Raw genomic sequence first — 18,743 nt, 5'->3', positions numbered from 1 at the left:
TTTTGGTCAAGTTTTGTAACCTGAATGTCAACAAGTGCACTTTTGTTGAAAACTGTGATTAGCATGCCAATCAAACATCGTGAACATGGTCAGTTCTGAATACAGAACCATCAAACTGAGCCTAGCGTCGCCCCAATATCCACCGTAAGGATATACAAAGAAATCACGATATCAAATCTGTATAAAAAACAAATAAAACACACCGAAATTGCATTCAAATATTAACATTAAGTAATTGAATATTAGCGTTTTATTTAAGTTTAATGCCGTTTTTATTTGGTTGTGATGTTAGTGATCTTACCGGTCGTTAAAGTGACCTCATCAAAACGCACCCACTACATATGTTGGAAAATATTAGAGGGGGGCAATGACTCATTTTAATTAACGTAAAGGTTACCCATGAAAAAATTACTGGCATGCGCCATCTTACTTGCAGTCCAAACTCCTAGCTTCGCTTCGGACATTATTATTCAGGATGTAGATATCTTTGACGGCACATCAAAGCAACTACAGAAGAACATGGATGTCATTATTGAAGATAATATCATCAAACAAATTGGCGAGGACTTAGTAGCATTGCCAAACATAACGATTATTAATGGCGAAGGGAAAACCCTGACTCCCGGTCTTATTGATAACCATTGGCACTCAACGCTCGGACTCCCTTTAGGCCAACTTTTACGAGCACCAAACCAATACGTTGATGCGATTGCGGTAGACGAACTTGGAGACATGTTATTGCGTGGTGTCACGACGATTCGAGATGCGGCAGGAAATTCGGCTGGATTGAAAATGGCCATCGACAATAAGTTCATACCGGGGCCAAGAATTTATCCATCACAGGCACTGATTGGTCAATATTCAGGGCATGTTGATTTCAGAAACCCGAACTTCTTACCCAAAGAGTGGGGCGGTCCGGTAGATCCAATCGAACAAATGGGTATTGGTATTTTAGCGAACGGCACCGATGAAGTATTGGCAGCTGCACGTAATAATCTTTACCAAGGTGCCACTCAAATTAAATTGGCAGTAACTGGCGGTGTGAGTTCTACCACCGATCCGCTTTACGTGAACGAATACACATTGGAAGAGATTGAAGCAGCAGTGAAAGTTGCCTCTGATTACGGCACGTATGTAATGGTTCATGCGCATTCTTCGGAAGGTATTCAGAGAGCCATTAAAGCAGGTGTAAAAACCATCGAACATGCTGCAATGGCAGATGAAGAGACATTCGCAATGATTGCCAACGAAGGGCTTTATACTTCGATTCAAGTATTGGTGGCTAAACAGCTGCTCGACACGATAGACAAAAGCGATCCGCGTTACCTTAAAGCAAAGCAATGTTGGGATAATCTAGACAATATCTTTGACCATATTAAGAAATACAATGTTAAGACGGGATGGGGAACCGATTTGTTGGAAGGTTTAGATAACCGAGAGCAACAGCTACAAGACTTAGCTTTGCGTGAAAAGTGGTTCACGCCAGCAGAAATCATGATTCAAGCGACGGGCACTAACAGCGAAATTCTACAACTGACCGGTAAACGCAATCCTTATGGCAAAGTAGGTGTGATTGAAGAAGGTGCGATGGCTGATGTACTTCTGTATTCGGCTAACCCATTAGAGGACATACAAATCGTGGCCCAGCCCAAAACGTACCTATCAACCATTATTAAAGATGGAGAGATAGTGAAAATTGAAGGTGAAGTCGTTTCGTCTTACTAAACCACTGAAAATCGCACTAACGGAAAAACCGGAACGTTTCAATACTTCCGGTTTTTCTTGTTAGTTATAGAATCCTTACTAAATTGCGATGAGATCAAAAAGTATCACTAGATAGCTATTCTAGTTTTAATATGATACTTAATGTTGGGTGTGTTCATGTGTGAGTAAATATACTTAACTCATACCTAATCAGAGGAACCACCATGAAAACACTCATTAAATCAGTATTGGCCATTAGCATCTTAACTGCGGGCTCGGCTCAGGCATTCGAATTAACCAGTAATGATATTCAAGAAGGGCACCCAATGGCGAAGACGTTTGAATATTCAAGCTGGGGCTGTGATGGCGATAACTTGTCACCTCAGTTGATGTGGAAAGACGCGCCAGCTGGCACTAAAAGCTTTGCGATTACGGCTTACGATCCAGATGCGCCAACTGAAAGCGGCTTTTGGCATTGGGTGGCGTTTGATATTCCTGCAACAGTGAATGAATTACCTCGTGGTGTCGACATCTCTAAGTTGGGTGGTAAAGAAGGGCGCATCGATTACGGCACGGTTGGTTTCGGTGGCGCTTGTCCTCCAGAAAAAGATGGCATGCACCGTTACCAATTCACCGTTTGGGCATTACCAACTGACAAACTTAACCTAGACGAAAATACACCATCAGCTGTTGTGGGCTTTACGCTCAACAGCATGGCGTTAGACAAAGCGAGATTAACAACAACTTATACTCGTTAGCTTGCTAATCAAGCAATCAGTATCAGACGAACAATAAGTACAACAAAACAGATAAGGGGATGAGATGAATCATCAATATCAAGTGACAGTCTTTCGTGCCGAGCAATTACAAAAGCTGCGCAATGTGAGGATTCTATCCCCTAGTATTATTCAGATAATCACAGGCAGTAAGCGCCTGTTTTGGAAAGAGTCAGCAGCAGAGCTTTCTCACTCTGAGCTGTTGTTGTGTGAAGCATCGGCTTCATTGAGCTTTGAGAATATGCCTCACAAAGGACGCTTCCTTTCGCGCGTATTCAGTTTTCATTTCCAACCTACGCAAGCCATGCTCGATTTAAGTGAAGAACGAGCAAATGAACTGGATCTACCTACCGTTGAAGCTGACCGTGGTTTGCAAGATTCGCTCAATGCGTTGTTTACGTTTGATCGTCAGAGCATGAGTGAGCAAACCCAACAGTTTTGGTTACAGGGTTTGTATCAGCAATTAGCAGAGAAGGGCGTGTTGCATCGACTGTTTATTAGTTCAAACGTTTCGTTTAGCCAAAAGCTTAGCCACTATCTTTCGCATTCACCGGACGACAAGCATCCGTTGGAATCGGTAGCCGAACGTTTTGCTATGAGCCGCGCCACGCTTATCCGTAAGTTGAAACTTGAAGGTATGCAATATCGCGAGGTACTGGCGGAAGTGCGCTTAAGTCACGCACTTTTCCTGATGCAGAATGGACAACAGAACGTTGCAATGCTGGCTCAGTCTTGTGGTTATCAATCAGAAGGGCGCTTTAGCCAGCGTTTTAAAGGCAAGTTTGGTTTGTCGCCGAGTGAATATATCAAGACAGTCGCCAGCAAGACAGACGCAAGGCCATAACTATTCTGCTGTCGTTTAAACGCTGACTTTCTTGTCTCTTGCTGCGAGCGCTGCAAAAATCGTACAGGCAAATGCGACAGTTGCTATCAATAGAATCGGTAAACTCCAAGAATCAGTCATAGCATGAAGCTTACCAACCAAAGTCGGGCCAGTCGCCGCTAGAGCATAACCAATGCCCTGAGCCATGCCAGACAGTGAAGCGGCTTGGCTGCTATTTGAGGTTCTCAGGCCCACAAAAGAAAGCGCAATAATAAACGTAGAACAGTTCGCCAATCCAAACAGTCCTACCCAAAATATGGCAAAATCAGGTAAGTACAGTAGGCCAATCAATCCAATAAATACACTCGAAGTGCAAAGGGTGATGAGCCATTGTTGGTTATCGCTTTTGCCTAAGAACGGCAGTAACAGTAGCCCTGGAACCATGGTTGAAAACTGCAGGAATCCGTAGATGTAACCCGCATCGATCTCGCTGTAGCCAAGATCGTTCAAGATCTGTGGTAACCAACCAGCCAAAGAATAAAAGGTAAATGAGTTAAGCCCAAGTGCCAACGTCACTTGCCACGCGACACCGCTCTTAATCATCTTTTTCATCGGCAGCGGTTTATCTTCTTGCTTCTTATTGGTGGCAGAAGAAGAACGCTTTCTGATTTTAGGTAACCAGATCATCAAGGCCAATATTGGAAATACAAGGTTCATTAACAGCGCTAACTGCCAACCTGTCAATGTGAATAAGGTCAGTTCTGAAAATGGAACCATCAAACTTGAACCTAACGTCGAACCAATACCCATCGTAAAGATATACAAAGAAGTCACGGTAGCGATGCGTGTCGGGAAGCTGATTTTGACCACAACCGGCAACAACACGTTACCAATCGCGATACCAAGCCCGATCATCACAGTGCCGATGTATAAGGTCGGAATAATTCCAAAAGAACGTAGCGTAATACCTGTCGTGATCAACACCAATACTAACAACAGGCTAGGCTCAAGGCCGATTCGTTGGGATATCTTGGTTACTAATGGTGAGAACAAGGCGAACGTTAGCAGCGGTAAAGCCGTTAAAAACCCAGCAGCAGAAGAGTTAAGGTTGAGCCCTTCCATAACCTGAGAAAGCACCGGAGCCAAGCTCGTAAAAGGCCCGCGAAGGTTAAGTGAAAGGAATAGAATCCCTAACATGATGAAAATGCTGTTACGAAGTGAGGCGCTCATAGGTTGTTCTACTGTGTGCTTATGAGAAGAAACGCTAGCCTACAGATCATTGAATGATTACACAAATACCGCTTTAATAGGCACAAAACCAAGTGATTGAACGAGTGCATGTCGCTGTATAGCAGCGCAGGTTGCTTTATACCAGAGAAGGTAACCCATGACTGAATTGAACCCAAAAAGTGAATTTAACCTAGATAAGCTCACTAACGACTTTCCGTTGTTAAAACAACTTGTAGCGCTGGAAGAGGTGACTTGGTTTAACCCAAACATCAAAACGCTAGAGCAGGGATTACCTTATGTGGGTTTGGGCGAGAAAGACATTCACGCTGCAAGCCTAAGATTACAAAGGTTTGCGCCTTATCTGGCAAAGGCTTTCCCTGAAACTCAAATCACTAATGGCATTATTGAGTCTGAGCTTGTTGATATCCCTGCGATGAAATCAACATTGGAAGCGCATTATCAGCTGTCTATCAAAGGTCGCTTGATGATGAAGAAAGACAGTCACTTGCCGATTTCTGGTTCAATTAAAGCCCGTGGCGGTATTTATGAAGTGTTAACCCACGCCGAGAAATTAGCGTTTGAAGCCGGATTATTGAGTGAGAGCGATGATTACAGCAAACTGCTAGAGCCCGAGTTTCGCGACTTCTTTAAACAATACAGTATTGCCGTAGGGTCGACAGGTAACCTTGGCATGTCCATCGGCATCATGAGTGCCAAGCTTGGCTTTACGGTGTCGGTTCACATGTCTGCTGATGCGAGAGCGTGGAAGAAAAACAAACTGCGTGAGCATGGCGTTAATGTGGTTGAGTATGAGCAAGATTATGGTGTAGCGGTAGAGCAAGGGCGTAAAGAAGCAGAACAAGACCCGCGTTGTTTCTTCATTGATGATGAAAACTCTCAAACCTTGTTCCTCGGTTATTCGGTGGCGGGAGAGAGGCTCAAACAGCAATTCGAACAACAACAGGTTATCGTCGACCAAGAACACCCATTGTTCGTTTACTTGCCTTGCGGTGTTGGCGGCGGCCCCGGTGGTGTGGCATTTGGCTTAAAGATGGCGTTTGGTGATGATGTTCACTGCATCTTTGCTGAACCGACTCATTCTCCTTGTATGTTGTTGGGCGTTCACACTGGTTTGCATGATGACATTGCAGTTCAAGATCTGGGTATTGATAACCTAACTGCCGCAGATGGCCTAGCCGTTGGCCGTGCGTCTGGTTTTGTTGGCCGAGCAATGGAACGTTTATTAGATGGCTATTACACGTTGACCGACGAGCGTATGTATCAACTGTTAAGTGAATTGAATCAAGCCGAAGGTATTCAGTTAGAGCCTTCTGCATTGGCTGGTATGCCGGGCGCAGTTCATGTTGAACACAACAGTGAGTATCTGGAAAGGTTAGGCATCGATGATTCTACGTTAGCCAATGCCACACATCTTGTTTGGGCGACGGGCGGAGGCATGGTACCAGAGCAAGAAATGGCAGCGTATTTAGCTAAGTCTTCGGTGTAAATCGGATAGAAAGTCGGACGCTAGTGGATGATTTGTGAGTTTAAACGAAGCAATAAGTTGCGCAGATCGTTATCCCAAACACATATTTTATAAATTAGACTTCATAGGTGTTCTAATTATCAGTTAGGTTGAGTGGCATTCAACTTGATAGGGATAGAGCAATGCAAGCACAACAGCCAAATACACCAGAAAAACTCTTACAACGTTTAGATGCGATTGGAGAGTCTTTAAGGGCCTCAGGTAAGGCGCATGCTTTGTTAGGCCTAGGTTCTGTCGGCATTGAAACGGAACGATTGGATCAATATTCAGACGTGGATTTCTTCGCGATAGTGCAAACGGGGCACAAGCAGTATTTCTTAGATAGCTTGCATTGGTTATCTGACATTCTTCCAATCGACTATGCGGTAAGGAACACAGTCGATGGCTATAAAGTACTTTATGCCGATGGGATATTCTGTGAGTTTGCGGTATTCGAACCACACGAATTAGCGCATATTCCGTTTGCTGAAGGTCGTATTGTTTGGCAGGAAGCTGGCTTTGATACTCAATGTTGTGTTCCACCAACAAAAGGTGTCCCTGAAACGAACTCTCAAGAATGGATCATCGGTGAAGCACTGACCAATCTTTATGTGGGTATGTCTCGCTATAATCGAGGTGAAAAGCTTTCTGGGAGCCGGTTTGTTCAATCCTACGCGCTTGATCGTTTGATCGATCTTGTGGATCAAACAGAAAGCCCACAACCTGAATTTGTCGATGAGTTTATGTCTGACAGAAGGCTAGAGGCGCGCTTTCCTAAATTCGCTGATTTATTGCCAACCTTCACTCAAGGTTACGATCGTACGGCAGAATCGGCTCTGGCACAGCTTGAGTTTTTGAATGCTCACTTTAACGTCAACCAAGCTATGCGCTCTAGAATCATTTATTTATGTAATTAATACATTTACTTACGATATCCATCTTCAATGGTTTCTGTTTTAAAACGCATCGAAAACTGGTTTCGGTACGTTAGTTTTATTGTCTACCAATAAAAGGGTTGTCGCTAACCCTTATTATTGGTAGGTTTTAATAATGAAATTTACTTCCGCTTCAACGTCAATTTTCTTTTGGTGGTGCTCTATCTAGAGCAGCACGGAATACTCACATTCTTTAGCTGCTGGAAGGTAGTTAAGAATGTCACCAAGAATGTCGTCTCTTTTTATCTCCAGTAGCTTTTATTACTTGGAGATACCCCATGAAAACACCTCAAAACACGAACAAACCAGAAATCATTCTGACTGGCGACCGAGCTACGGGACCTTTACATCTGGGTCACTATGTTGGTTCACTTCAGCAGCGTACTTCGTTGCAGCATATTCACGACCAAACGATATTGGTTGCCGACATGCAAGGCCTTACCGACAATGCACATAATCCTGCCAAGGTTTCGTCTAACATTCTTAATGTGGTGGCTGACTATCTAGCGGTCGGTATCGACCCAACAAAAACCACAATCTGCCTTCAATCACAGTTACCAGCACTGGCAGAACTCACCATGTTCTACAGCAACCTTGTGTCTATCGCTCGTTTGGAGCGCAATCCAACCGTTAAAAGTGAAATTCAAAACAAGGAGTTTGGTCGCTCAATTCCGGCTGGTTTTCTAACTTATCCCATTTCACAAGCAGCTGATATAACAGCCTTTAACGCGACCTTGATTCCAGTGGGTGACGACCAATTGCCAATGCTTGAACAGACCAATGAGATCGTGAGGAAAGTTAACTCGCTCGCGGGCAAGCCAGTTTTAAATGAGTGTAAACCTCTGCTTAGCAATGCCTCCCGTCTTCCGAGCACCGACGGTAAGAACAAGATGTCAAAATCGATGGGGAATGCGATTAACCTTGGTGCGACCGAGAAAGAGATTCGTACCGCAGTCAAATCCATGTATACCGACCCAAATCATCTACGAATCGAAGATCCTGGCCAAGTAGAAGGGAACATCGTATTTACCTATCTTGATGCTTTCCATACTGACACTCAATACGTCAATGAACTAAAAGATCGCTATCGCAGAGGCGGGTTAGGGGATGGCCAAACTAAAAAGGTATTGGAAGAGTGTCTACAAGAGATGATTCGCCCTATTAGAGCACGCAGAGCCGAATTGTTGGATGACAAAGCGCAACTCATCGATATCTTGCGCCAAGGCACGCAGCTATCGAGAGAAAGAACAGAAACCGTGTTGTTTGATGTTAAAGAACTATTTGGCCTGAACATCTTGTAAGTTTCTGCAGCGATTATTATTCATCTATTCACATTTCATCCTTCACTTATTCATTAGATGAGTGCCCGATAGCGATCTGATTTCGCCATCGGTTACCCGACCAGTGTTAAAACCACCAAAGAGGTTATCGTTCAACTGACTTCTTTGGATTGGTTTTAATGCTTATTACTGTGCGATTTATCACTTCCTATTTATAGAAATGACACTTCAATATTTAGCTAACTATAAGATTTTAAATAAATTTTTGCTGTATATCTCAGTTCGAAATACATCATTAATTATGTTTTGAATTAACCTCACATATGCAACTGGATTAATTTCTTTATGTGCAATATCTATCGTTAAGATGCTAGTTCATCTAGTTGGTGAATTAATAAAAACATAATTATAAAGGTGATGTATGCGTGGTGCACATTTACTAATGCTATTTCCGATAGCGTTTACTTCTCAAGCTGCCAATGTTGTCGACTACTCGCAAGTCGATTTATCTACAGTACTCAATCAAACAACACAGGGTTTTACCGCTGTAAGCCAACCACTTGCTTACCAAGATGCAAGTCGAGTGAATACTGGTACAACAACACTCCTACGTAAAACACAACTTCACTACGGGATTCCGGTTTACGGTCAATCGGTAGTGGTTGATCTTTCTCAGAAGGGCTTTGCGAAAGCGGTTGATGGCCAAGTATTAACGGGTATTGAGTCAGATATTGGATCGACACTGCCAATGATTAGCGCAAAGCAAGCTGTCGATATTGCAAAGTCACAGCACAAAGGGGTTGCCGCAGCGACTATTCGTGATCCTAACACCGAGCTTCTTATTTGGCTTGATGAACAGCAACAAGCGCGCCTGATTTATAAGGTCGATTTCTTGCAGACTCTGGGCATGGCACCCTCAAGACCGATTACGCTTGTTGATGCTAAATCGGGTGAGTTACTGGATCGATGGGAAGGGATTGCGTTCATAGAGGCAGAAGGACCGGGTGGAAACCAGAAAAGTGGCCGTTATTACTTTGGCTCGAACACGCAGTTTGGCGGATTCCAAGTCAACTCGTATTGCCAGATGGACAGCCAAAACGTTGTGACTATGAACATGAACAACCAACAAGGTTCAGGGCAAATCCATCAATTTAGCTGTAACGGAAATTACGGTAAGAACGTCAATAATTATCGCGCAGTTAACGGTGCGTATGCACCAATGAACGACGCACACTACTTTGGCCAACGTGTGTTCGACATGTACCAAGATTGGTTGAACACACGTCCTATTCAGCAAAAGCTTACTATGCGAGTTCACTACGGTTCGAACTATGGGAATGCGTTCTGGGATGGCCGCCAAATGACGTTTGGAGATGGTAACCAATCCATGTATCCATTGGCGACGTGGGACGTGATTGCTCATGAGGTCAGTCATGGTTTTACTGAGCAAAACTCAAACCTTGAATATCGTGGTATGTCGGGCGGAATGAACGAATCTTTCTCTGATGTAGCTGCTGCGGCGCTTAGTGAATATGTACATGGCACTTTCAATTGGAAGATGGGTGAGCATGTAATGAAACATAGTGATGCGATGCGTTACTTCATTAACCCAAGTCAAGATGGTATGTCTATCGGTCACATCAACCAGTATTACAATGGCATTGATGTTCACCATAGTTCAGGGATCTTTAATAAAGCGTTCTACCATCTAGCCACGAGCAACAGTTGGGGTATCAAAAAAGCGTTTAAGGCTTACGCAACCGCTAACCAACTTTACTGGACACCAAACTCGGATTTCCAACAAGGTGCCAACGGGGTTTGCAAAGCTGCTGAAAAGTTAGGTTATGAGACCTCAGCAGTGAAATCTGCGTTTAACGAAGTAGGTATCGATGTACAAAACTGTGGTTCTGGTCAGCCAAATCCGAGCCCTAATCCTCCAACCCCAACCCCAACTCCAACTCCAACTCCAACACCTGGTGTCGTCGAGCTAGAGATAAACGTGCCAACACCCATTGTGAGTGGTGGCGATGATCAGCAACAGTTCGTTCTAAAGAATGCACCTGGAAGTGATGCTTGGATTCAGACTTACCATGGTTACGGCAACGTTGACTTGTATGTCGCAATCGGCAGACCTGCGTCACTAAACGACTACGATTGCTCTTCTACCAACTCAGATAACAATGAATACTGCGGTTTTGGTGGCGTGCAAGGTGAGGATATCTACGTGCTGGTGGACGGTGCTCAAAGCTCAATGGATGCTTACGTGGCCGTTAGCGCAGAGTTTGAATTACCTCAGCCAGAGCCTCAACCAGAACCTGAGCCACAAGGCTTGTGCGATAACCTTCAAGAGTGGAATCCAAATTACTATTATCCGGCAGGCACAGCCATTCAATATTATGGCAACAGATTCACAGCGTCTGCGGATAACTGGGGAGCTGACCCGTTCAACAATTATTGGTACTGGGTATTTGAAGGTTCTTGTTACTAGCTAAAACGACTTAAAGTGATTTAAGTTAGCTAAAACTGATGAGAAGGGAGCGCAGTCCGTGCTCCCTTCATTCGTTCAAAGTGAGAGCTGAAGATGTATGCTGATCTTGTGTTAGCACTTTGGACATTAGAGTATGTTACTAAGGCTAAGGCTAAGGCTAAGGTTTATTCGGCATTTAGCACGCAATATTCAGTAACGACGAAACAAGGATGATTAAATTGGAAATCAGTCATTTAGATCACTTAGTGTTAACCGTTAAAGACTTAACCGTGACGGTGGATTTTTATCAGCGCGTGTTAGGCATGAAGCCCATCCAGTTCGGAGAAGGTCGTTTGGCGTTGTCATTTGGTACTCAAAAGATAAACCTTCACCAGCAAGGCAATGAGTTCGAACCAAAGGCTGAACGTGTGCAAGCGGGGAGTGCCGATCTTTGTTTTATTACCAGCACACCAATGACACAGGTAATCGAACATATCAAAGCGAACGGAATAGAGATAGAAGAGGGGCCAGTACAGCGAACCGGTGCGACGGGAAGAATCGTATCTGTTTATGTTCGAGATCCTGATGGTAATCTGATTGAGGTTTCTAACTATTAGGCTCTAGCGTCAAACTTCATTTCCACTTTATCTTTAGATTCAATCAATCTCGCTCTTAAGCCACTTGGGACTGGATGTAGCAAGACAAATAAATTACAATCGAACAATGTTTTATTAATTCGAGCCTTATCGTCATGGTGCGTAACCTAGTCACATTCATCGTTAGTCTGTTTTTCTTAACCGCTTGCTCTACAACGAGTAATGAGCAGATCGACGAGAAGACACTGAGCAACGAAGACACTCTGTCGAAAAGTGTCGAAGATGATGCGAATTTAAACGTCATTGCTGAGTCTGCTGATGATGCAAGTGCTGATTTAGTTAAAGATACTAGTGCCAACGTTAAAGCAGAATCAGAAACTGTTTCAGAAGCGGTCGAAGAGTCTGAAGTACACTCATCTCAAATAACAGCGAAACAAGGTGAAGTCGAGACCGACAATGAGAAAGGGCTGGGAAGTTACCTATTACTTAATAACGAGCCGACTAAGAAAGTCATCAAATCGCTCGAGGGAGTAACAGACACCTTGAACGTTCTGACCTTTGGTATATTTGCCACAGGCCATGGTTGAGCGAATAGCTCGAACGAAGAACATCGAATCAGTAAACAAGGCGAGCTAAGTGGTTCGTCTTTTTTATATCTGAAACTTACTATTAGTTCTGCTTTTAGTTCTGGCTATAGCTGTTGTTCGCTTGTTTGTCGGCTTGAGTCAAGAGACAGTCAGCAAAGTAGGTATTTGTTCGTTCTGGAATGGACTCGCCGTATTTACCGTATTTGACTTGTTATATGCATCAAGGGTTTTAATACTCTTCCCAAAATAAACCGTGAAATCTAATCTTACAAAGACAATGTCTGATATTCACTTGTGAGCATAGTAGTATGTTTGCCGTGAAATCCGGTATTTAGTTTTGTTATCAATATTCTAGGGAAGAGATATGAAGAATAAGAGTGTATTTTTAAGCGTCGCGATGGCCATGTTGGCGGCTCAAGCGAACGCATCTGACGCGAGCCATGAGTCTGTAGCAGACAGTGTTATCGCTGAACAAAGAGCGAACCTGTCTGAAAACACGCAAGGTAAAGGTTTCGGCCCACAAGCCCCCCGTGATTTGGGTTCCTTGCAGGGAACTAACGCTCGTCTGTTTTCCGATGCGCCAGATTCAACTGCCATGAATTTATGTAATATTCACTTCCATAAGAACGCAGAACACAAAGGTGGTGAGTTCACCCAATACGCTGGTAACGGTGATGGTAAAGGTTTCCAGAGTGGCTTTAAATACACAGGCAAGCTGAGTTCTGCTGAGCTGAAACCATTTGAGGGCGAGGTTTGTCCGAGCGATCATGGTTCTTTGCATTCGGGCGACACTATCGAAGTGCATTACGTGTATTCAACCGCTCAAGTTGAACCGGGAGAAACCCTTGGTGCTTGTTTCAACGATGCGATTACCAACCCGCAACTGCGTGTTGAAACCCAAGTTTATGTGTTAGTGAATGACGACAAGGCACTCGACTTCGAAGCATTGGCTAAGCACTCTAAAGTTAACGGTTTGCATCAAGCTCCGAATATTCCACAAGATACTGGCTCAGCGATTCAATACGCAGGCTCTACAACGGGGCCAGGTTACAATGAGCAAGGTTCGCCTTTCCAAGTTACATGGAGCGTGAGACCCCAAGTGGCGAAAGTAAACATCGCGACGGTTGGCAACTGGTGTGAAGGAAACGACTTCAATGAAGATCACGCACATGGTGTGAGAAACATAGTTGTAAACCCAGAGTTGTTGTCACCAATAGCGAACTAATCTTGTTGCGTTGATTTGTAGTCAATATTTTGAGAGGCGAGCCACTAGGTTCGCCTTTTTCGTGTATTAACAAAAAACACGTGGGGTTTAGCTTTTAGCTTTGCGGGCATGCTTAGTGAGGAAATTACGTGTGACATTTATTCAAAACATGAGTCGTGTGAATCATTCTTAGTTAAAACGCTGTTAGTCAAACACGCTCTTAGACAAAAACGTTCTTTACCCGAATCGGGGCTCCATGATACGTTCGAAAATTATAATGTTGAATGATATTTGAGGGACGGCAGATGTCACTAGAAGGCGCAGTTACATTCTTTATTGCCATGTTTATATTTGGTATTACTCCGGGGCCTGGCGTATTTGCGATTTTAGCTCGTGGCATGGTTAACGGTTGGCGAAAGTGCATCACTCTTTCGTTAGGAATGATATGCAGTGATCTGATTTATCTTGCGCTTGCCTGTTTTGGCCTAGCGACGATTGCTGAGAACTGGTCGTTTGCTTTTGAGGTGATTCGCTACGTTGGTGCCGCTTATCTGATTTACTTGGGCTACAAGATGTTTAAGAGCCTACCTGAAGTGCAAGGCTCAGCGGAGCTCGCAGCCAAGCAAAGTCAGAAATCAGAACTCGCCAGCTTCGCGCAAGGCTTTTTGATCTCAGCATCAAATCCGAAAGTGATTTTGTTCTATATTTCATTCTTGCCGACGTTCATTGACCTGACGGTTTTGCAGTCGCAAGATATTATATTGGTTTCTGTCTTAGCGGCGGTTGCTCTGATGTCTGGTTTAATGCTCATTGCAATGGGCGCGGGCAGAATGGCAAGTTTACTTAAAACGCCACGCGCTCATAAAAGATTAAATCAAAGTGCAGGTGGAATAATGATTGCGGCTGGCTCATATTTGGCGATAAATCGATAAGCACGATTCTTCATGTAGAAAGGCGAACCCAATGGTTCGCCTTTTTTGTGTTATTGCACCAACTAGAAGCGAGAATATTAAGCACTATTAGGTAAACGGTTTACGCCAAGCCCTAACATTCCACAAGATGCCAGTTCTCTGGTTCAATACGCGAAATCGACTCTTTATTCAAATGTAATGATTAAGCGACGACTTTACTTATTAATCAGATTTCCAAGTGCAGGTTCCGTGTTGAATTCGCCCATATGTTAAGAAGTCGTGATTAACATATGTTTTTCGCATGATTTGACTAAAGTTATCAGGATTTTTACAGATAAAGAAATAGAGGCGAGCTCTAACACGAGATAAAACGTGTGAGCTTTGGTTTCAGTTTTTGAAACCTTTAGAGAACTTTTAACAAACTTGCGTCGAGACAACCTAAATGAAGAAAACAATCCTATTTGCCGTTTTTATTATGTTTGGCATTGCCGTCGCTGCGAGTATGGCGTCAACTTATTTCATTTCAAGCGAAAAAATTGATGAGATAATATTGAACAAATCGCAAGTTCAAGCTGAATTCTTGGCTGGAAATGCGGGGTATATCTTAGAGAATTCGGACAATCCAGTTCAAGATTTACAAAAGTTGGTGGGTGAGCTGAAACAGCGATCTGATGTCACTTATGCCATTGTTATTGATAGTAACGTAAGTGCTATTGCTCACAGCGACAAAAATAAACTGAATAAAGTTTATGAAGATAGTTATACAGTTAAAGGCGCAACCCAAGGCGTCCAACAGTATTCAAAATGGTACGCTGATGTTCAACAAGTTTGGGTGTTTGACATCATGGCACCTATCTACGTCAACGGTGAGCTGTACGGTACTTTTGATATCGGTATTCCTATCACAGAGGTTAGCCAAGCAACGAATGGCATTATTAGCTACCAGCTCGCTTCAATGGTTTTCATTTTTGTTGTTTGTCTCGTTGTTCTATCACTTCTTCTTAGCAAACTGATGCAACCTCTCTTGGTATTGAAAAATACATTGCATGATATTTCTGAAGGCGATGGTGATCTATCAGTACGTTTGCCAATTAAAGGGAATGACGAAGTCGCTCAAATCTCATCGGCTTTCAATGTGTTCGTTGGCAAGGTGCACGAGATAATTACGCAAACAGTGAATACTGGTGTCGAATTAAATAGCACAGCTATTGGGCTTCGTGAACAGTCGCAGCAAGCATTGCAAAGAGGGCAAGAACAGAACGAACAAACCATGTTGGTCGTGACATCTATGAATGAAATGATTGCCACGGTTAATGAAATTGCATCTAGCGCGGCTGGTGCTGCAAGCGCGGCAAACATGGCGGCGAGTGAAACTCAAGAAGGTCATAAGACGATTGAGAAGACCACGACCTCAATCTCGAACCTTGAAGCCGAGATGAATAGTGCTTCTGACATCATTGTTAGCCTTGCTGATAATACCCAATCGATCGGTACTATTCTTGATGTTATTAGAGGTATCTCTGAGCAAACGAATTTGCTTGCGCTTAATGCTGCAATTGAAGCTGCGCGTGCTGGTGAGGCTGGCCGAGGCTTTGCTGTCGTTGCTGATGAAGTTCGTAACCTAGCGACAAAAACAGCACAGTCGACCGATGAAATTGACACGATGATCAACCAACTTCAAACCGAAGCTAAGAACGCTGTTAGCTCGATGAGTAATAGCAAGAACTTAATTGAAGAGGGTACGACTGAAACTGAAATGGCTCGCCAAGCTTTGGAAAAAATTGCCACGCAAGTTTTGGCTATTCTCGATATTAATACGCAAGTCGCAACGGCAACGGAGCAGCAATCAGCGGTAGCGAATGAAATTAATATGAACATGGATACGGTTAACAGCTCAGTCAAAAACGGTTTGAGCGCAAGTGAGAAGTTAGAGCAATCAAGCCAGCAGCTGGCAGAGTTGTCACAAGTTCTCGACCGTTATGTCGGCTCATTTAAAATCTAGAATTCCCAACATATCTCTTTGAGAGATGTGTGGGTCTCCAGTTATTTAATAGCGCTTATGTCATACATGAGCGCTATTTTTTTGCGAGATGCCAAAGTAAATACACCAATAGCGCACAACAGAGATCAAGAATGTAAGCGCGTCGCTATATCGTGACAATTTAGCTTATTCAAAAGAACGTGAATAAATAAGACAGTAACATGAAGCCACTTCCCTTTACTTCACATGCGCAAGTTCAAAAAACCGACTAAACAGCAGCTTTGATGCGACACATAAGGTGTTACGCATCTCTCCACAATGTATAGTTAGTGATAATTCATTGAGTTATTGAATCTTTTAGTTGTCACATGATGTGGGTGTTATGAAGAAAAACGGCTTTACGTTAATGGAATTAATCGTTGTCATCGTGATACTCGGTGTTTTAGCCGTAACGGCAGCCCCGAGGTTTCTTAATATCCAAGAGTCAGCGAGAGAAGCGGTGCTTGAAGGTGTTGCAGGTGCAATGGAAGGGGTGATCACACAAGTAACCTCTAAGGCGATTATTGTTGGGCTTAATCCGGACGCAACAAACCCAGGTGACCAGAGCAACTATGTGATTGACTTTGGTATTGGTAGCGTTGAAGTCGACTGGGGAACCCTTTGCCCTGAAAGTGAAGGTGAATCAGGAGATGCGTTAAATATGCTCCACTTCCTAACTTTGTCGGATGATGATAGCTTAACTTCAGAACTCGGTAATCGACATACCGTGGTCGGGTATGATTATGACTTTACTCAAGCAGAACTAGATAGTACGAATATAACAGACGCTGACTTAGAGCAACGCCAAGGTTGCTTTGTTCTTTATGACTCTTTTGGCCGAACCAATGGTAGCCAGTGTCCTGATGAAGGATGCGAGTGTACAGTTCGTATTGTTAACAACAATTGTTAAATCGTACACATTAACTGATTTATAGAAATTCAATAAAAAGCACGTTATTGCCGAGTAGCAATAACGTGCTTTTTTGTATTAGCTTGTTGATTTGTCTTAGTTTGCCAATGGAGCACTTGCTGGTGGCAAGTCACGCTTCTTAATCACGTATCGCAAGCGAATTAACATCAGCGTCGCTGAAACGCTCAAGCCCGTTAGAATACCAATCCAAAAGCCTTCTTCACCCATTGCAGGAACAATGTGGTCTGTTAAGCCCAATACCATGCCCAGTGGTAGTGCTAAGCCCCAGTATGAAGCGATAGCTAAAATCATCGGGATCTTAGTGTCTTTATAGCCACGTAGTGCGCCGTTAGCAGACGTTTGTAATGCATCGCTGAATTGGTACATCGCCGTAAACGTCAACAATACTGCTGCTGTCGCGCTAATTGCAGGGTCGGTGGTGTAAAGCCTAATGATCCACTCCGGGAACAGAAGGAACATCGCAACCGAAAGTAATGAAATCAACGCCGCAACCAAGATACCGACTTTGCTGCGTTCAATTGCGCCTAGTTCGTCTTTCTCGCCTAGTGCATGTCCAACACGAATCGTAATGCCAAACGAGATACTCATAGGAATCACGTAAGTTAGGATCGAGATGTTAAGTGCAATTTGTGCCGCTGCCACGTTCTCTGCACCAATACGGCCAATCATCAGTGCGATTACCGCAAAGATACTGCCACAAACCGCGATGTTCATCCCGATAGGTAAACCTAATCTTAGAAGGTGAAGCATCTCTTTTGCTTTTGGCTTAGCGTCTGCAAAGCTGATGATGGACTTGTAGTGGTGATGACCTTTAATGTAGGAATACAGCATCCCCGACATTAGCCAATACACCAAGCTTGTCGCCCAACCACAACCGACAGCGCCCATTTCAGGGAAGCCGAACTTACCGTAGATCAGCACGTAGTTGACCGGAATATTTACTAACAGACCAACCACAGAAATGATCATTGGTACTTTGGTGTTGTTCATCCCTTCACAGAAGCCGTTCAAAGTGTAGAACAGGGCAATACCCGGTACACCAAAGGCTAGGGCGAAAGCATAGTCACTGCCGATAGGGATGATCTCAGCGGCAACCCCAATCCATTCTAAAATCGGTTTCGCACTCACCAAATAAGCGATGAGGAGCACACTAGCAATTAATGCCAACCAAACCATCTGGAAGAATTCAACAGAGATACTTTGGAAATCACGTGCACCTCGGTGGTAAGCAACAACAGGCGTTAGCGCCATAATCACACCACGCAGTAGCAGTAAAACTGGGATCCAAAGGCTGGTGCCAAGTGCAATAGCGGCGAGATCGGCAGGGCTTACTTGGCCAGCCATTGTCGTATCTACAAACCCCATTGCTTGGGTCGCTATTTGAGTCAAAATGATTGGAATCGAAAGATGCATAAGCGCACCCGATTCACGAATAAAAGGACGAAATTTCGTTAGCATGGAAGTTCACAACACCAATATAAATACACGAATGATGGCAGGATGGCCGGTGTGCATTTTAGGATGTGCCCCGTTGGGCGGGCGACAATATAAACACCTTACCGTATAGGGTCAAGCTTTGGATTTATAGAGTTCAATTAGCTTTGAGACAGTCAAGGGTTCTGATGGTTAAAACACAGGGTTAACGCGCGTAAGTTAATGATTTTTCGGGAATCATACTAGACAGATAAATTCTATATTTGCCACGCTAATCACTAATGTTTCGGTATAAGTAATTGTTATGAAAAGGCAAAGAC

15 protein-coding genes are annotated in these 18,743 nt (G+C 43.7%); 13 read left to right on the top strand and 2 right to left on the bottom strand.

Annotation, left to right across the window (positions count from 1 at the left end):
- Window positions 1–399: 399 nt before the first annotated feature.
- From QUF19_RS25445 to QUF19_RS25435, 3 genes are all read left to right on the top strand, one after another.
- Entirely contained in the window at window positions 400–1,725 is a 1,326-nt protein-coding gene (locus QUF19_RS25445; protein ID WP_286300980.1) for a metal-dependent hydrolase family protein, read from the top strand.
- 203 nt (window positions 1,726–1,928) lie between these two features.
- On the top strand, window positions 1,929–2,462 hold the full coding sequence (locus tag QUF19_RS25440; RefSeq protein ID WP_286300978.1) for a YbhB/YbcL family Raf kinase inhibitor-like protein: 534 nt from the start codon (window positions 1,929–1,931) through the stop codon (window positions 2,460–2,462).
- Window positions 2,463–2,526: 64 nt separating this feature from the next.
- Window positions 2,527–3,324, top strand: coding sequence for a helix-turn-helix transcriptional regulator (locus tag QUF19_RS25435; RefSeq protein ID WP_286300975.1), 798 nt, complete (start codon window positions 2,527–2,529; stop codon window positions 3,322–3,324).
- A 15-nt stretch (window positions 3,325–3,339) separates the two neighbouring features.
- On the opposite strand, the gene QUF19_RS25430 is transcribed toward QUF19_RS25435, so the two are convergent.
- Entirely contained in the window at window positions 3,340–4,533 is a 1,194-nt protein-coding gene (locus tag QUF19_RS25430; protein ID WP_286300973.1) for an MFS transporter, read from the bottom strand.
- Between the two features lie 157 nt (window positions 4,534–4,690).
- On the opposite strand from QUF19_RS25430, the gene dsdA reads away from it, so the two are divergent.
- The 10 genes from dsdA to QUF19_RS25380 all read left to right on the top strand — a co-directional run bounded on the left by dsdA (window position 4,691) and on the right by QUF19_RS25380 (window position 16,968).
- Window positions 4,691–6,040: a D-serine ammonia-lyase gene (dsdA, locus tag QUF19_RS25425; protein WP_286300971.1), complete on the top strand. Its 1,350-nt coding sequence runs from the start codon at window positions 4,691–4,693 to the stop codon at window positions 6,038–6,040.
- Between the two features lie 161 nt (window positions 6,041–6,201).
- Window positions 6,202–6,975, top strand: a complete 774-nt coding sequence (locus tag QUF19_RS25420) for a hypothetical protein (RefSeq protein WP_286300969.1) — start codon at window positions 6,202–6,204, stop codon at window positions 6,973–6,975.
- Between the two features lie 296 nt (window positions 6,976–7,271).
- Window positions 7,272–8,294 (top strand): tryptophan--tRNA ligase, encoded by a 1,023-nt coding sequence (trpS, locus tag QUF19_RS25415; protein ID WP_286300967.1) that lies wholly within the window; start codon window positions 7,272–7,274, stop codon window positions 8,292–8,294.
- A gap of 400 nt (window positions 8,295–8,694) precedes the next feature.
- Window positions 8,695–10,761, top strand: coding sequence for a M4 family metallopeptidase (locus QUF19_RS25410; RefSeq protein ID WP_286300964.1), 2,067 nt, complete (start codon window positions 8,695–8,697; stop codon window positions 10,759–10,761).
- A gap of 218 nt (window positions 10,762–10,979) precedes the next feature.
- On the top strand, window positions 10,980–11,357 hold the full coding sequence (locus QUF19_RS25405) for a VOC family protein (RefSeq protein WP_286303310.1): 378 nt from the start codon (window positions 10,980–10,982) through the stop codon (window positions 11,355–11,357).
- Between the two features lie 134 nt (window positions 11,358–11,491).
- Window positions 11,492–11,923, top strand: a complete 432-nt coding sequence (locus QUF19_RS25400) for a hypothetical protein (protein ID WP_286300962.1) — start codon at window positions 11,492–11,494, stop codon at window positions 11,921–11,923.
- A 364-nt stretch (window positions 11,924–12,287) separates the two neighbouring features.
- A complete protein-coding gene (locus QUF19_RS25395) occupies window positions 12,288–13,148 on the top strand; it encodes a delta-class carbonic anhydrase (protein WP_286300960.1) in 861 nt (286 codons plus the stop codon).
- Window positions 13,149–13,432: 284 nt separating this feature from the next.
- Entirely contained in the window at window positions 13,433–14,059 is a 627-nt protein-coding gene (locus QUF19_RS25390; RefSeq protein WP_055319497.1) for a LysE family translocator, read from the top strand.
- A 454-nt stretch (window positions 14,060–14,513) separates the two neighbouring features.
- The gene (locus tag QUF19_RS25385) at window positions 14,514–16,040 is read left to right on the top strand and encodes a methyl-accepting chemotaxis protein (RefSeq protein WP_286303309.1); all 1,527 of its coding nucleotides are present in this window, start codon (window positions 14,514–14,516) and stop codon (window positions 16,038–16,040) included.
- Window positions 16,041–16,425: 385 nt separating this feature from the next.
- The gene (locus tag QUF19_RS25380; RefSeq protein WP_286303308.1) at window positions 16,426–16,968 is read left to right on the top strand and encodes a type II secretion system protein; all 543 of its coding nucleotides are present in this window, start codon (window positions 16,426–16,428) and stop codon (window positions 16,966–16,968) included.
- Window positions 16,969–17,064: 96 nt separating this feature from the next.
- On the opposite strand, the gene QUF19_RS25375 is transcribed toward QUF19_RS25380, so the two are convergent.
- Window positions 17,065–18,447 carry an MATE family efflux transporter gene (locus QUF19_RS25375; protein ID WP_286300955.1) on the bottom strand — a complete coding sequence of 461 codons (1,383 nt, stop codon included), beginning with the start codon at window positions 18,445–18,447 and terminating at the stop codon, window positions 17,065–17,067.
- Window positions 18,448–18,743 lie beyond the last annotated feature (296 nt).

This window comes from Vibrio sp. FE10 (assembly GCF_030297155.1).
GTDB lineage: Bacteria > Pseudomonadota > Gammaproteobacteria > Enterobacterales > Vibrionaceae > Vibrio > Vibrio apostichopi.
Note: the sequence above shows the minus strand (reverse complement) of the source record. Positions and strands in the feature narration are given on the sequence as shown.